This window comes from Streptomyces subrutilus, assembly GCF_008704535.1.
Classification (GTDB): Bacteria; Actinomycetota; Actinomycetes; order Streptomycetales; family Streptomycetaceae; genus Streptomyces; species Streptomyces subrutilus.
Map to the genome: position 1 here is coordinate 1 of NZ_CP023701.1, position 14,472 is coordinate 14,472.

General features: G+C 72.2%; 13 protein-coding genes. 3 read left to right on the forward strand and 10 right to left on the reverse strand.

All coding sequences use genetic code 11. From position 1 onward, the window contains the following. Window positions 1–1,136, reverse strand: a 1,136-nt coding sequence (locus CP968_RS00005; protein ID WP_244330563.1) for a helix-turn-helix domain-containing protein, incomplete at its 3' end; no start/stop codon positions are given. A gap of 173 nt (window positions 1,137–1,309) precedes the next feature. On the opposite strand from CP968_RS00005, the gene CP968_RS00010 reads away from it, so the two are divergent. Continuing rightward, entirely contained in the window at window positions 1,310–1,609 is a 300-nt protein-coding gene (locus CP968_RS00010) for a hypothetical protein (RefSeq protein ID WP_150516023.1), read from the forward strand. A 128-nt stretch (window positions 1,610–1,737) separates the two neighbouring features. Here the strand turns inward: CP968_RS00010 and CP968_RS33900 are convergent, their stop codons facing one another. After that, complete coding sequence (locus CP968_RS33900; RefSeq protein WP_167536722.1) at window positions 1,738–1,914, reverse strand: hypothetical protein; 177 nt, start codon at window positions 1,912–1,914, stop codon at window positions 1,738–1,740. 1,187 nt (window positions 1,915–3,101) lie between these two features. On the opposite strand from CP968_RS33900, the gene CP968_RS00015 reads away from it, so the two are divergent. Beyond that, entirely contained in the window at window positions 3,102–4,325 is a 1,224-nt protein-coding gene (locus tag CP968_RS00015; RefSeq protein ID WP_150516024.1) for an IS110 family RNA-guided transposase, read from the forward strand. Window positions 4,326–4,369: 44 nt separating this feature from the next. On the opposite strand, the gene CP968_RS00020 is transcribed toward CP968_RS00015, so the two are convergent. After that, window positions 4,370–4,792, reverse strand: coding sequence for a hypothetical protein (locus CP968_RS00020; protein WP_208835959.1), 423 nt, complete (start codon window positions 4,790–4,792; stop codon window positions 4,370–4,372). Between the two features lie 263 nt (window positions 4,793–5,055). Here CP968_RS00020 and CP968_RS33905 point away from each other — a divergent pair, with 263 nt between their 5' ends. After that, window positions 5,056–5,226 carry a hypothetical protein gene (locus tag CP968_RS33905; RefSeq protein WP_167536723.1) on the forward strand — a complete coding sequence of 57 codons (171 nt, stop codon included), beginning with the start codon at window positions 5,056–5,058 and terminating at the stop codon, window positions 5,224–5,226. Between the two features lie 3,547 nt (window positions 5,227–8,773). On the opposite strand, the gene CP968_RS00025 is transcribed toward CP968_RS33905, so the two are convergent. From CP968_RS00025 to CP968_RS00060, 7 genes are all read right to left on the reverse strand, one after another. Further along, the gene (locus tag CP968_RS00025; RefSeq protein WP_150516025.1) at window positions 8,774–9,583 is read right to left on the reverse strand and encodes a helix-turn-helix domain-containing protein; all 810 of its coding nucleotides are present in this window, start codon (window positions 9,581–9,583) and stop codon (window positions 8,774–8,776) included. 12 nt (window positions 9,584–9,595) lie between these two features. After that, a complete protein-coding gene (locus tag CP968_RS00030; protein ID WP_150516026.1) occupies window positions 9,596–9,880 on the reverse strand; it encodes a hypothetical protein in 285 nt (94 codons plus the stop codon). A gap of 1,327 nt (window positions 9,881–11,207) precedes the next feature. After that, window positions 11,208–11,486: a hypothetical protein gene (locus CP968_RS00040; RefSeq protein WP_306419972.1), complete on the reverse strand. Its 279-nt coding sequence runs from the start codon at window positions 11,484–11,486 to the stop codon at window positions 11,208–11,210. 119 nt (window positions 11,487–11,605) lie between these two features. Beyond that, window positions 11,606–12,145 carry a hypothetical protein gene (locus CP968_RS00045; RefSeq protein WP_150516027.1) on the reverse strand — a complete coding sequence of 180 codons (540 nt, stop codon included), beginning with the start codon at window positions 12,143–12,145 and terminating at the stop codon, window positions 11,606–11,608. Window positions 12,146–12,226: 81 nt separating this feature from the next. Then, window positions 12,227–12,739 carry a DUF6087 family protein gene (locus tag CP968_RS34465; protein WP_306419973.1) on the reverse strand — a complete coding sequence of 171 codons (513 nt, stop codon included), beginning with the start codon at window positions 12,737–12,739 and terminating at the stop codon, window positions 12,227–12,229. Window positions 12,740–13,404: 665 nt separating this feature from the next. Next, window positions 13,405–13,716: a hypothetical protein gene (locus CP968_RS00055; protein WP_150516028.1), complete on the reverse strand. Its 312-nt coding sequence runs from the start codon at window positions 13,714–13,716 to the stop codon at window positions 13,405–13,407. Between the two features lie 110 nt (window positions 13,717–13,826). Next, on the reverse strand, window positions 13,827–14,429 hold the full coding sequence (locus CP968_RS00060; protein ID WP_150516029.1) for a gamma carbonic anhydrase family protein: 603 nt from the start codon (window positions 14,427–14,429) through the stop codon (window positions 13,827–13,829). Window positions 14,430–14,472 lie beyond the last annotated feature (43 nt).

The following is a 14,472-nucleotide window of genomic DNA, read 5'->3' on the forward strand; positions in this document are numbered from 1 at the left end:
GATGTCCACGACTCGTGAATGACCGGGGCGTCACAGAACCCCAATTTCGCGCAGCGTAGGAGGAGTCGGAGTGTGGGTTCGGTGATCCACAGGTCCCCCGGCTCTTTCCGGGCACCCAGCGGGGACGGCAGGTCAGGCATCTCCCAGACGGCCGGGGTGACCCGGTGGACACCAGAGCGTTTCGGGTTGTGGTCGCCGCCCTCGGAGTGGACGAGCTTCCCGATCGGCAGCCACGTCTTGAGCGCGGCCAGGTAGGCGGCGTTCATGTCCAGGGCGGTGACGTCGAGGCGGACGTGGCCGGCGCGCGCGGCCCGGTGCAGGTCCTCGGACCGCCACTTCGGCCGGCCCTCCCAGATCTGGTCCGCGCCCTTCTGCGACGTCTTCTGGAGGATGCCGGCGGTGGGCGGGAACTGGGAGTGTTCGTACCGGCCACCGACCCGCGACGCGGAGAACAGGGCCATGACGTCGGGGACGGCCGACTTGATGAGGGCGGCCTTCGCGGCGTCCTGGTCGCCGCCGTGGGCGGCCAGCTCCTCCGCGACGCGGGCACGGATGCGGTCCGCGAGTGGACCGGCCGGCGCCGCGACGCGCTTCGGAACGGGCGGTGCGACAGCGGGCGGTGCGACAGCGGGCGGTGCGGCCGGGGCCGGCTCGGCGGCGGGCGCGCGCCGGGCCGGAGCGGTGCGTGCAGTCGCGGCGTCCGCAGGCGCCTGGGCGGGGGCGCTGCGGGTCGAGGTGCTGCGGGGGCTCGCGGCCGGGGCCGGCTCGACCGGGGCTGCAGCGGAAGCCGGGTCGGGGTCGGCGGCGCGGCGCGCCGGGGTACTGCGGGCGGTCACGGCGGGCGTGGGGCCGGGGGTGTCGAGTGACAGCAGAGTCTGCTGCCCGCCGGCCGCCAACCGGTCGGCGGGCAGCCGGGTCAGGGCGTGCGTCGGGCCGGCCAGCAGGTCGAGGACGGGCATGCCCCAATGCGCGGCCAGACGGTCGCAATCGGCCAGGGTCCAGGAGGCCAGACCCCGCTGCCTGCGGCTGATCTGACTCTGCGTCAACCCCAACGCGACCGCGACATCCGCCTGCTGCTCCCCGGTGCGGTGCGTGATCGCCGTCACCGTCACGCGCAGCGTCTCTTCGGTACTCATTGCCATGGGCCTCACCCTACCAATCTGCATGCGGATATTGCATGAGGAGTGTGAAAGTCGCATACGTGAGGGTGAGCGTCGGCCTCCGGGGCGCCGCCTCCACTCGATGTGGTGAGGTGGCAAGACCGCCCACCCCCGGCCGTGTCGTTCTGGGAGGATCGCGTCATCCCGAGATGCACGTGTACGACTGTCCCGGCACGCTCCCCGGTGGACGCGGCTGCGAGCTGTGTGAGGGGTGGGAGGGCGGGCGCTTCGAGGACATCCGGGCCGAACTCGCGGGTGCGTCCGCGGGGGTGCCCGGTCCGCGGCCGGCCGCCGGCGCACCGGAACCGCCCCGGGCCCCCGGCCATGACGACCACTGCGAGCGCCTCACCTACGAGGGCGGCATCTGCACATGCCACGGTGCGGACGACCACGACCGGGAGCCCGCGAACATGATCTATCTTGAGGACGGCATCAGCGCCGGGTGGTAGCCCCCTGCGCGGGCCTGCGCCCGCCCGGGCAGCGGCCGCAGGTCTGCCCTTCTGGGTGCTTCCGCTGAAGTGCGGGATGTGTTGCGGGCGCCCGCACCCGCTGATGGCGGGTGCGGGGTGCCGGCGGGTCACAGGGCGGCGATGACGCCCAGGCAGCCGACGATCACGCCTGCGGCGGCCAAGGCCACCGAGACCGGGGCGGTCAGTCGCGGGTAGCGGTGGACGAGCCACCCGAGGCCGAGCAGCACAGCGGCCACCGCGACGCCCAAGACGAAGAGCAGCAGCAGGAGCAGCTTCGTGGACATGTGGATCTTCCTTTCGTTGGGGGCGCGCGCCGAAGTCGGCGTGCGGAGTGGGGTGGAGCGTGGAGAGGCCTCGCCCCTGGCGTCGCGGACTGCCGGTTCGACAGGCGGGCTGGCCGTTGCTCCGGACTCTGGCGGCGGAGGGGGTTAGCCCCGCAAGCCCGGTCACCGTCGCGCAGCGAGAAGCCCCATTCAAGGTTCTGACCAGCGGTTTTGATGGCTAGTCAGGGGTTGAATGGGGCTTCGGTCGCTGCTACGGGACGGGGCTGGCGTCTCCTCGTACATGGGTTATGGGGGAAACGGAGGCAGATCCAGTACCGCGTTGCCGACTTTTTCAGGTGCTGTTGAGGCTCAGAAGGCTTGCCCAGGCCGTCGAGGCGGGGCTTGCCCAGCGTCCTGGCAGGCTTGCCCGCGGCGGGCTTGCCCACCCCCGCGGGAGGCTTGCCCGCCTTTCTGGACCGGCTTGTCGTCGGCGGCGGCGAGTGTGCGGTGGAGCTTGGCGGGCGTGCCACCGGCCGCGGCGCTGACCTGTGGTGGGGGGTGTCGGTGATGTTGTCCAGCCCCGGTGGGCTTGCCCGACCGCGCCGCGGGGCTTGCCCGCCGGGCCGGCTGTTTCCCGTTGGGAAACGGGCGGCGGCAGTTGCACCGGGAGGGGGTTGCAGAGGGGGCTGCACAGGTGCATCGGGAGGTGCATCGGAGGGAGGACCGTGAGTGGGACCCCCTGTTTGGTGATCATGGGTATCGCTGCTGGTCATACCTGGTGGGCAAGCCTGTCAACGCCGACGACACCTCTAATTCGACAGCAATCAGAGGTTCTGGATCTCTGACGGGCCTGGCGGACGCTGTCTGCCTGGGCAGGACGTGTGTGGTCCGGTCGGTGCCGTGGTGACCCCTACGACACCTCCGACCGATCAGGTCTGTGGAAAGACCGGTGGCGCCGTGGTGCCGGCCGGTCCTCGCACGTTCTGCCCCACGGGCCCGTCAGGTTCGAGATCCTCGACGGATGAGCTGCCGTACGGTGACGCGTTTTTCCTCACGAGCTTCGAGCTCTGGACATGGCGTGCGCCCGTGCGGTCCAACGGTGCCGCGCACGGCTGATGAGGTGGCGGGCCTTGGAGCCCTGGAATTAGTGCGCCGTGCGGCCCCGCGTGCTCGCCTTCGAGAACAGCACGGGAGAAGGGGCGGGATCCATGGACGTGTTCTGCGGGATCGACTGGGCGGAAGGGCACCACGACGTCGCGATTATCGACAACACCGGCAAGCTGCTGGTCAAGTGTCGAATCGACGATGACCTGGACGGCTACCAGCTGCTGCTGGACCTGATGGCCGAACACGGCGACAGCGCCGAGACGCCGATCCCGGTGGCCATCGAGACCAGTCGCGGCCTGCTGGTCGCCACCCTGCGGACTGGGGCCCGGCAGGTCTTCGCGATCAACCCGATGGCGGCCTCCCGCTACCGTGACCGGCACGGCGTCTCCCGCAAGAAGTCCGATCCCGGCGACGCCCTGGTCCTGGCGAACATCATCCGCACGGACATGCCTATGCACCGGCCCCTGCCCGCCGACAGCGACCTGGCCCAGGCCATCGCCGTCCTCGCCCGCGCCCACCAGGACGCCGTCTGGAACCGGCAGCAGATCGCCAACCAGCTCCGCTCTCTCCTGCGCGAGTACTACCCCGCTGCTCTGGAGGCATGGCGGCACAAGGCCGGCGGACTGACCCGGCCGGACGCGCGGAAGATCCTCGCCGCCGCACCCACCCCGACCATGGCCGCTGAGCTGCCGCTCTGGAAGCTCCGGGTGATGATGCACAACGCGGGCCGCCAACGCGGCATCAACGAGGACGCCGAGCGGATCCACACGCTGTTCCGGCAGCCGACCGCCCGCCAGCTGCCCGCGGTGGAGGAAGCCATGGGCATCCAGGCCAAGGCCCTGCTGGTCCAGCTGAACGCAGTCTGCAAGGCCGTCGACGAACTCGCCAAGGCGGTTGAGCGGACCTTCCGGAGTCACCCCGACGCGCCGATCATGCTCAGCTTCCCCGGCATCGGCCCCGGGGTCGGAGCACGTCTCCTGGCCGAGATCGGCGACGACCGCACCCGCTTCACCACCGCCGGCGGACTCAAGGCATACGCGGGAGCGGCCCCGATCACCCGGGCCTCGGGCAAACGCAAGTACGTCGGACGGCGCTTCGTGAAGAACAACCGGCTCAACCACGCCGGCTACCTATGGGCCTTCTCCACCCTCACCCACTCGAAGGGCGCCAACGCGCACTACCGGCGACGACCCGAGACAGGAGACTGGCATGCCCAGGCCCTGCGGCACCTGTTCAACCGCATGATCGGACAGCTCCACCACTGCCTCCAGACCCGCATCCCCTTCGACGAATCCATCGCGTTCCCACAGCCCGCTGGGACCTGATGGGGCACGTTGGAACTCTGATCACGGTGGCGTGAATCCTCAGGTCAGCGGCGGGCACCCCATACGCGCAGGATCCTGCTTGCTTCGTTGCTGACCGAGTCGTCGGCATCCGATACCAACACCGAGGACAGTTCTTCGAGCTGTGCGAGACCTTCCTCGGACTGACAGCAGACGTCATTGATTGCACCATCGAGGTAGTCACTGGTGCCGTCGTCCGCGCTGCTGAGCGCCACCAGGACCATGCGCAAACCGCAGATGTCCCCCCGCTCGAGCAGAGCCTCCGCCGTCTCGCGAGTGACAGCGGTGTCTTGGCCGTCCAGCAGCAGCTGATGCAGTACGTCAGCCACTCCGGCTTCCTCTGCCGAGCCTGCCAGACGCCGACCTGCTGCCGCTCTGACGGACCATGATGCCGAGCGAGCGTCCTGAAGGGCTGAACTCAACTCGTTGTCGATTTCGGAGAGGGTCATGGCCTCCATCCTGGCACGACAGCCCGGACACCTCGGCTCGCCTTCACGATGGCGGCCAGAGCCGCCTCCGGAGGCCCTCATTTCACCCGTTGTCTTGACCTCTTAGCCGCATGAGGTGTCTTTCCTGCGACAGCCAGGAAGAGGTTCGGCCCTCTCGTCCGGGGCGGCGGCCGGCCCTGGGCATCTCCTGGTCCAGGTCCCGTCTCTGGTCGCTCCGGCACCGTCGTGCGGACGGCGTCGGGGCGGGGGGCGAGAATCGGGCGGTGAGCACCGACCGCCGCCAGCTCGGCACCGGCCCCCGTCCCGCCGACCCACCCGCGCACCGGGTCACCGGTGCGGACCCCCGCACCGCCGCCGAGCGTCTCCCCGCCGCCCCCACCACCCCGAAGGCCGCCGACACGGGCGGTCGGCCGTGCGGGAGGCCATGCAAGTGACGGCCCCGCGGCAGCACGGGCGGGCGGCCGGGCAGCTGCCCGGGCGCGCGACGAGCAGCACCCTGATACGACCCAGCCCCGTACCGGCCCGGCACAGACACCAGAGCTGCGGCTGCCCGGCCGCAGCCGGGTAGATCCGGGCAGCACCACGTGCGGTCGGGCGGCACCGCAGGAGCCCGAGCTCCGGGCAGCCGAACGGCCGCAGCACCACCCTGGCCCGAACGCAGTCCGGCCCAGCGGGGCCAGCTCGGGCTGTCCGCGGGCGGGGGCGTCCGGGCCGCGCGGCCCGCAGCAGCACCGCTTGGACCCGGCAAAGGCTGGCGGGCGGGCGCGACATGCCACAGCAGCAGGCAGGTTCCACGCGGACGGTCACGGCACGGACGGCAACCCGGGGCGGCGCGGGACGCTCCCGGCGCGGAGGTGGGCGACAGCAGTGGAGCGGAGGGCCGCGGCGCGGACGGCCGAGCGGCTGCTGGTGGGCGATCGGCGGCGGGCGGCACCACAGCAGCCCGGACTCCCCGGCAACAGCGGCGCCAACTCCGACGCACGCGGCCCGCAGGCAGCGAACCGTCTACCGCAGGTACGAGCCGGCAGGCAGCCGGCGTCGCGCTCAACACACGGGCAGCCGGGGCATGTCCGGCCGAGCCGAGCCGGGCCGGACGGGGCACGGCACGAGCCCAGCCCAGCCGGCCGGCACGGACGCGGCCGGCACGGACGCGGCCGGCACGGACGCGGCGGCCGGGGGCCCGGCAGCCAGCGCGCAGCCGGGTGGACGCGGCCAGAACGGGCGCAGCACCGCCTGGGCCGGGTGAGCAGCCCGGGTGGTCGGGCAGGATCTCGCGGGCACAACACCGCCCCGGCGTGGCACCACCGGGGCGCGGCGCGACCGAACAGCTGCCAGGGCCTGGGCGGCAACTGCGGGTGACGGCGGACGGTGGGGGCGCGCGGCGTCGCAGCCGAGCAGGCGATGGTGCCCTACCGGGAAGCGGCAGGCCGGGGCCGCAGCCATACAAGCGGCCGACTGTCCGGACGGTGGGCGGGCTGGCACACGGGCAGGCGGAGCGCGGCCGGAACGGACGGGCGGCGGCCGGAACGGACGGGCGGCGGCCGGAACGGGCGCGTCATCACAAGCGGGCGGCGGCGCGGGTGGTTGGCGGTGCAGCCCGGGTGGGACCGCGGTCACTCAGTCGGCGGACGGCGGAGCAGTACAGGCTGGGCGGAACCCGGCCACGGCCGGCGGCACACGGGCAGGCAGGGCGCGGCCAGAGCGGACGGGTGTACGCGGACGGCCGCAGCGTCACCGGGCCCGGGCCCGGGCGCGACCGGGTGGCCGGCGCGCGGCCTGGGTAGCCGGGGCTGCCCAGGGGCAGCAACCAGGGGCGACGGACGGCCAGCACACGGCCGGCTGACGCGGGCGGCGGCGACACGGGCGACCACAGCAGCCCGAACCCCGGCAGCACCACCCGGCCGGGGCACAGGCAACCCACAGCAGCGCTGTCTGGACACGACACCGGCCGGCGACCACCGCGCGCGGTACGACGGGCAGGAGCAGGCAGGTCCCGCGTATACCGACACGGTATTGACGGCAGGCGGGCGGGCGCGTGATGACCTCGGCGGCAGGCGAGCCCAACACGGACCGCCGGACGGGCTTGGCCGAGCGGGGCTGACCTGGCAGCACGCGGGCAGCCGGGCGGGCAGTCGGGCCGGGCCTGCTCGGCAGCAGCACGACCAGGACGGCCACGGCGATGCGGCCGACGGACCGGACACGACAACAGCAGACCACGAGCGGGCAGCGGGCGACCGGAGCGCGGGAAGCCCGGCCGCGGGAAACCCGCGCATGACGGCGGCGGCCTGGGCGCCGTCGGTGGCGGCAGGTCCGGGCACCCGGCAACAGCCCGGCGGGCGAGCGGCGGAGAGGATGCGGGCAACGCGCGGCGCCGCAGCCAGACAGGCCCAGGCAGCGGCCGACGGTGGGCGGGGCGGAGCGGGGCGGGCACACGAACTCATGGCGGCGGCGCGACCGCCCTCGGGTGCCTGGCTCCCTTCTGTGTCCCGCCCGGCGGGAAACCCGGGGTCTCGCGGGGACCGCATGTCGAAAGTGCCAGAGGTGTGCCGCACACCAGACACCACAAACCCGAGACCACCCCCACCCCCACCCCCACCCCGGCGGCGGACGGCGGACGGGGTAGCGGGCGGCACCACAGCAGCCCGGGCTGCCGGTCGGGAGCAGTACAACCCCGCCCGGACGACACACGACCAGGACGGCACAACAACAGCCCGACGCGACACCGGTTGGGGCGCGGCACGGCCGGGCGGCCGGAGCCGGCAACGACCGCCTGAGCAGAAGCCGCAAGCATCGGACAGCGGGCGGCGGGCGAGCGGGACGCGGGCGCGGCCGGGCGGCCGCGCGTGCAGTCGGGCAGTCGGGCAAGCGAGCGGTCGGGCGACGGCGGTGCGGAAGGTCATGGACGGCGGCGGGAGCGGACGGCGGCCAGGGCACGGCCGGGCCAGCGGGCACAGTCCGGGCGTGCGGGCAGCGACCGCGCGGCGGACGGACGGCGGCCGGGTGGACGCGGCAGTGCGAACTCCGGGCAGCGGCGGCGGGCAGCACCTTGCGGGGACGAGCGGCCGGGTGAGACCGCGGCAGCCCGAACTCCGGACACCACGGCCGCCCACGGCAAACCGGCCGGAGCGGGAACGGACCGCGGGGGCCACGGGCACCGCGCGGGCGGCGGGGTTCGGCCGGGGAGGTCTGAAGCCGGCTCGGCAGTCGGGCGGCAGGCGCGGCTGGGTGGACCGCGGGCAGCCGGGGCCGAGCGGCGGGCGGCAGTCAGAGCGGCCGCAGCACCATCCGATCTGGGAGGACAGCCCAGGTGGCACAACCGCCGTGGGCACGGCAACACCCCGGCCCGGCACCGCCCGGGCGCGGAGCCACCGGACAACAGCCCCGGCCCGGACAACAGGCGGGCGGGCCGGCACCACAACGCCTTGGTCCCACACCGCGTGGCCCGGACGCGGCCGGGCGGGTAGCATCCGAGCTCGGGCGCGGCAACGCTCCGGCCCTGCACGGCCGGAGCGACGGGCCGACCGGGTTCGATCAGACCACCGGGGTCACCCGCGCGGGCTTGGGTGGCCTTGCAGGCTGAAGGGGTATGCCCGCTGCCCCGCACGCGGGGCCAGCCGGCCGACCAGCCCGGGCCTCCCCTCCGGCACATCAGCGTCGATATGACGCCCCAGGCCGGCATTCCCCACATGCCTCTCCCACCCGGGCCGGTCCGTACGCGCTGTGCCCGTTCGGGGCCGTCCGCCTAGCGCTCCGGACCCCGTCAACGCCCCGCACCGCGCGCCTCGCCGGTACGGGCTGCCGCGGGTGCGCGGGGACCGCGGCTTCGGCCGGAGCCGGCTGGCCGGGAGTCGCGGTGACAGGCGTGGTGGTGGAACGGGACCGGGCCGCAGCCGGGGACACGGGGGACGCGGATGCGGGCGCCGGTGGTGCGGCAGGCGGGGTCGTCAGGGAGCGCAGGGTCGCGTCCACGAGGCGGACCGTTCAAGCCGGCTGCGGTGGCAGCCTTCGAGGACGCTCGGCGAAGCGGATGCGGCGCTGGGGCAGTTCCTGGGGCAGAAGGCCCGTCAGAGTCTGCTGTCCCCGCAGGCGAGTCGCCTCGCCGGGCCCCTGAAACAGATCCGTCACGCGGACGGACCCGTGACCGCCGGAGCGTTCCGTAAGGCGCTGCACGTCCCTCAGCAGCACCAGGGCGGGGTCCACCTCGCTGGACGACGCCCGGGTGTTGGTGTGCCGTGCGGCGATGATCCGGTCGTAGGCGTCCGCCCAGCGCCGCACCAGGCGCGGGCCGATCCCGCAGGCGGTCAGGAAGGCGATGCACTGCTGGCGGCTGACGGGGAGTGCCTGTCGGCCCACGATCCGGGCGGCTGTGCTGACCGGCAGGAAGTACGCCTCGCCCGCCAGCTCCTGGAGCCGGCGCAGCGGCAGGCCGCCGGCCCACTCGTAGAAGTAGACCAGCGCCTCGCTCAGGGCTCCCGCGTTGGTGATCAGTTCGGGGGAGGCGGGGCGGGGCAGGTCCTTCAGGCGGCCCCGCTGGGCGACGCGGGCACGCTGCCACAGCTGCCCGACGTCACGGTGCAGGTCGCCGCATACCTCGGTGATCGCCGTGACGGTCTCCCAGGCCGGCACGTACCGGCCCGAAGCCGCACGCTTCAGTGTCGCCGCCGACAGACCGGTCCGGACGGCGAGCTCGTCGTAGGTCAGCCCTGCCGCGGCACGCAGCCCCCGCAGGGCCGCGGCCAGTTCGCCGCGGGCCGGGACGGTGTGGTCGACCGGGAGTTCAGGACGCCCCATGGCCCCGGCCCCCTACCGGCCGGCCTGGAGCGCGGCGCGGGCGGCCGCGGCGACCGCGCCCCGGCCGCCCGGGGTGACCGCCACCACCAGGACCATGCCGATGGCGCCCGCGCCGCCGAGCAGCCGCAGGATCTCCCCCGTCGGCATGCCCCGCAGGCTAAGGACCACGGCCAGGACGAACACCACCGGCATCAGGGCGCTGATCACGAGGGCCTGCGGCATCGTCAGGCCCGGGGGGCGGCCGTCCGCTCCCCGCTGCGCGACGCACGAGTCGGTGGTCTCCTGCTGTACTTCCATGACAGTTCCTGACCGGGGCAGCGGGATGGGGAGCCCCTGAAGTGAGTGCCGGGAGGGCACGGGACAGTGCCCTCCCGGATTGGTGACTCCGCGCCAAGTGGCGCTTTCCCAGGGGCGATTGGCGTCGCTTGTCCGGGAGGGCAAGCATGACAGACGGTCACGGGCCCGCGCGGCCCGGCCCTCCTGAACCACATCCCATACATTCGGAATGTCCGTTCATTCGTTCACTGGTGTCCCCGCTGTTCAACTTGCACACGCAGACTCCCTTGGAAGCTGCTGACCTGCACAAACGCCTTCCGGTCCACCGGGAAGTCGCGGCAACCCGGCCTGCTGGTCACCTGCGGGCGCCGTGCAGCGGCCGCCCAACCCGGACACCCGCACCCATTCGTCGAGTCCCGTCCAAGCAGAAGTTGCGTTTGTGTGCGCCGGCAGGACACCGTGGGGTGCAGACCGACCGGGCAACCGGCGGAACCCCTGAAGTAGGTGACTCCGCAGCAGGGACACACGCGGCACCGCGTTGGCGCGCGAGTGCCGCACACGGCAGGGCCGACCCCCACCAGGGCCGGCCCTGCCGCCGTTTTCCCACCGCCGCCCCCGAGCTCCGCACAACGTCCTGCGGACCCCCGCCAGGCCCGCGCCGAGCGGACGACACCACGCCCCCGAAGGCCGCGGCATCCGACCATCGGGCGGGCACAGCACGGCCGGCGTACAAGCGACACCGCGGGCCGGAACCGGGCCCGCACCGGCCGGCGGCCCAGAGCAGCGCGGTGGCCGCCGGCGGCCGGCCCGGGCTCGGGCTGGCTCCGTAAAATTCACGGAGCCCACCCTGCGAGTTCCCGCGTTCGGGCCACGGCGTCCGTGCAGGGCTGGTCGCTGCCCACGTACACGTACTGGTCCCATCCGACGTACACGGCGAAAGCGTCTCCCGCCTCCAGTCGGCACCGGGCGCCCTGCTCACGGAGCATGACGCGGATCAGCTCCAAGGCCACCGCCAGGGGAACCTCGGCCCCGTCGTGCTAGCCGGCGAGGTCGGCCGGGAAGAGCCCGCCAAGACCGTGCCCCTCGGCCGCCGACCGAGCACCGAGGTGGACGAGCCCGGCCGGAGGGCTCGCGGATCTCCAGCCGGTCGATACCCGCGGCTCCCGCGAACGCGGCGATCGCCTCCAGGTGCGCGGCCTCGTACGGCCCGTAATCGCTGACCGCCTCCTCCGCGCCCCGGTAACTGCCGTGTTTTCCGGCTCTGCTCCCGCCTCGCCTGACCGCCGGTGCGCGGCGCTCCCGGGGTCTGCGGCACGACCGGGCAGCCCCGGGGCCGCCGCGCGAGCGGCTACTGCGCGGGCTCGTAGACCACGGTCGTCGTCGGGCAGGCCTCGGCGAGGTCTATGAGGGCCTGGTACTCGGCTTCGTCGGCGGCCAAGTCCCAGCGGAGCTTGGCACCCACCCACGTCGCGGCGTAGGTGCAGTGGTAGGAGGGGTCGGAGGGCAGCCACTGGGCCGGGTCCTTGTCGGCCTTGGACCGGTTGGAGGCGGCGGACACCGCGATCAGCGTGTCCGGGCTGGCCTGGTCGTTCGCGTACACCTCCGGCCACGCCGGGCTCCAGGGCATCAACTCAGCCGGTGGAGCGTCATTCGAATCATGCGGTGCCCCTGCTTGGTCGGGTGGTTGAGGGATTTGAGATTGTGGCCCGCCAAGAGCGCGCGAGTGCCCCTGGTGTCGATGAGGGGTCAGGAGCTGGTACTGGCCGCGCTCCGCTCCATGTAGCCATCAGGAGGACACCCTGCGTCCGGGTCCTCTGTAGGACACATGCCGGGGTCCTCTGTATCTCCGAAGTACCCGTAGAGGTAGACCCAGACCGTGCACGTCGGGTCCTCGCTGAAGGACAACTGAAGATCATGGCCACGTGTGGCCGTCTCGTCCGGGACGATGAGGCCGTCGCCTTCGGGGCTGACGTAGAAGGCCCAGCGGCCATTGGACAGCCTCTCGGGATGGGCGCAGTCAGCCATCGCTTCGACCTTGTCGAATCCCGTTCCGGTGAAGGTGTGTTCCTTCGAGAAGGTCAGAGACGTCCCGGCTGGGCTGGTCCACGTCCCTATCAACTGCTCCTGCGGAATCTCCGCGGCGTGGACGGCTGCGCCGTACCCGCAAGACGCTGTGAGAACCACCCCAGATACCACGAGAACCATCGCCCGCCAGCCACGCATGTCCGTAGACCTCTCCCGAGAGATTCGCTGCCCGGCCCGTGGCCGTGCAACATATTTGAACATGCTCAAAAATTTTGACATCCCTCGGGGTAGCAGCAAGGGGCACCTCCCAGACCGACCGCAAAACTCGACTGCGACCGGCGGTCAGGTTGGCAGGGTGATGGCAGGCCAGACCGGGCCTCCAGCTGCGCCCCTCTTCAGTGCGTCGTGCTGCGGTGAAAGGGTGCGAGGCGTCTTCCTTCGCGCGGCCGGGCGTTCACGAGCCCCGACACATCGAAGCCCGTAGTGCACGGCGGTGCGAGGCGTCACACCCGACGACGCGCCCACACCGTCTCGTGGATTCGGCCGCCGGTGACCCCGGCCCTTGCCGAGTGCCGGGCGAGCCCACTTGGCCGGCTTCGCCGCGACTGGCCGCGACGCATACAGCAGGACCATCGCGGCGACCAGGCCGTCAACGAGCCCGACAGTCGCCCACCGGCTCCCGTCCCACTCCTCGATCACCCGGGGCAGCGCCCGGCTCGACGTGTACCCCGCGGTGCGGACCCGCCGTAAGCGGCACCGCCCGCAGCCTCCCCTTCGACCGGGCCCGGCGCTCCCCGCGCCGTCGCGCCCGCATTCCGCCATGACCTGACAGCGAAATCGCCCCGCCCACCCCATGGTCGACGATCATGAATGCCACGTCATCGCAACCGAGACGGCGAGGCTGACAGCCCGTCGGCCGACTGGGCGCCGGAAACCCCAGGGCCGCGATCACCCTCATGACCAGGCGCATCACCCGTCGGCAGTCCCGCCGGGCCAGCCAGCCGCCCTCTCGCGAACACACCCGGGACTGACACGGCCACCACCGCAACCGCCAACCGCACCGCCTCTCATGGATGGGGATCGGGATCAGGTGCTCGGGAAGACCTGGCCACCCCGGTTCAGGTCTCCGTTCGGGGAACCTGCTCGTTCACGCGGCCCTCCCACACCCCGACGCAGTGGGCAAGATCCCTCTGAAAGGTAGACGTGAAACCGGCGTGGCGGGTCGGTGACCATGGCCAGGTACACCCGTGCGGCTCCTGCATCGTGGAGCCTGTCTACGGCCTGAGCCAGGCTCTCCAGCCGGACCGGCTCAGATCCTCCCGTCTCCACCAACATGTCCAGCCGGTCGCACCAGATCGCCCACAAGGATTGGGACGAGGCCGACTTCGGATAGACATGCCACCGCGCGCCCGACAGCAGGGCAGCCAAGGCCGCGGGCGCTCTGATGGAGCCATTCCGGGCCAGAGCGGACCTCAACGCCTCGAACGTCGAATCCGCCCCCTCTGGGTTGTCCTTGCCTCTCAGAACCCGTCGCCCCATCCGAAAGTGACGTTGTACGCGCGCTGGAGTGCGTGTCGGCCGTGGTCCCCGTCGGCGTAGGCCCACGCAAGGGCCGCGGAGAACCAGAGCAGAAAGACTCCGCCGACGATACCCAGAGCGACCAGCTTCCCGTTCCAGCTGAGCAGGACCAGGGCGATGGTCACGATGGCCACGCCGAGGTGGGCTCCCCGCGAGTCGAGCGACGCAGCCTTGCGTGCCTCTCTGCATTCGGCCCGTTCTGCGGCGAAGCGCTCCTCTCGAACAGACTGCGGTTCGTTCTCGTCGAAGTCCATCTCATCCCCCTGGTCCTGAAGCTACATGGACCCGGTCCACGTCGGCAGAGGAGCACCACGGGGATATGGATCAGGTACCCAACACTGGACCCAGGCGCTCCAAGCGGGACTCAGATCTGGTGGTCGTCGCGGTGACGGCCGAGGCTGCGGCCGAAGCGTTCGGAGATGGACGGCATCAGGCTCTGGTCTTCGCCGGGCCGGTCCAGGCCGAAGACGTAGCCGGGGAAATCGAGCTCTTTCTGCACTTCCCAGATCCCGTTGTGGTCCTCCGGCGGGAGGATGCGCGCTGGGTCGCCGACGGCGATCCAGCCGATCGGCACCGTCGAGTCGGCGGGCAGGACCGTGCGCAGGTGCACGATGCCGTTGATCCGTACCTCGGAGCGGGTCCCGATCCGTGCTGCGTTGAAGACGCGGCTGCCGGTGGCCAGGAAGACCTCGTCCTCGACCCGGCAGCCGGTCAGATAGGAGGTGGGGCCCACCAGGACCTGTCGCCCCAGGACCAGCGGATCTCGTCGGGTGCCACGTAGGACCGCGTTCTCCATGACGATGCAGCCTTCGCCCAGCTCCACCGGCCCGCCCTCAGCGGTGAGCACCGCACCGAACAGCACCCGGCACCCGGCTCCCACGTGCACCTCCCCGCACAGCGTGGCGTTCGGAGCGACATGGGCCGTGGGGTGGACGGAGGGCGAACGGCCCTCATGAGTGAGAAGCATGGCCGCGATCAGCCGTCCTTTCGTATGCCTGCCGGTGTCTGCG

What these genes read in the sequence shown, in the direction of transcription:
- CP968_RS34465 (WP_306419973.1), bottom strand. Translation starts at nt 12,739, where the DNA reads ATGGGGTGGGCGGGGCGATTTCGCTGTCAGGTCATGGCGGAATGCGGG.
- CP968_RS33900 (WP_167536722.1), bottom strand. Translation starts at nt 1,914, where the DNA reads ATGTCCACGAAGCTGCTCCTGCTGCTGCTCTTCGTCTTGGGCGTCGCG.
- CP968_RS00020 (WP_208835959.1), bottom strand. Translation starts at nt 4,792, where the DNA reads ATGACCCTCTCCGAAATCGACAACGAGTTGAGTTCAGCCCTTCAGGAC.
- CP968_RS00040 (WP_306419972.1), bottom strand. Translation starts at nt 11,486, where the DNA reads ATGCCCTGGAGCCCGGCGTGGCCGGAGGTGTACGCGAACGACCAGGCC.
- CP968_RS00045 (WP_150516027.1), bottom strand. Translation starts at nt 12,145, where the DNA reads ATGTTCAAATATGTTGCACGGCCACGGGCCGGGCAGCGAATCTCTCGG.
- CP968_RS00055 (WP_150516028.1), bottom strand. Translation starts at nt 13,716, where the DNA reads ATGGACTTCGACGAGAACGAACCGCAGTCTGTTCGAGAGGAGCGCTTC.
- CP968_RS00025 (WP_150516025.1), bottom strand. Translation starts at nt 9,583, where the DNA reads ATGGGGCGTCCTGAACTCCCGGTCGACCACACCGTCCCGGCCCGCGGC.
- CP968_RS00010 (WP_150516023.1), top strand. Translation starts at nt 1,310, where the DNA reads ATGCACGTGTACGACTGTCCCGGCACGCTCCCCGGTGGACGCGGCTGC.
- CP968_RS00015 (WP_150516024.1), top strand. Translation starts at nt 3,102, where the DNA reads ATGGACGTGTTCTGCGGGATCGACTGGGCGGAAGGGCACCACGACGTC.
- CP968_RS00060 (WP_150516029.1), bottom strand. Translation starts at nt 14,429, where the DNA reads ATGCTTCTCACTCATGAGGGCCGTTCGCCCTCCGTCCACCCCACGGCC.
- CP968_RS00030 (WP_150516026.1), bottom strand. Translation starts at nt 9,880, where the DNA reads ATGGAAGTACAGCAGGAGACCACCGACTCGTGCGTCGCGCAGCGGGGA.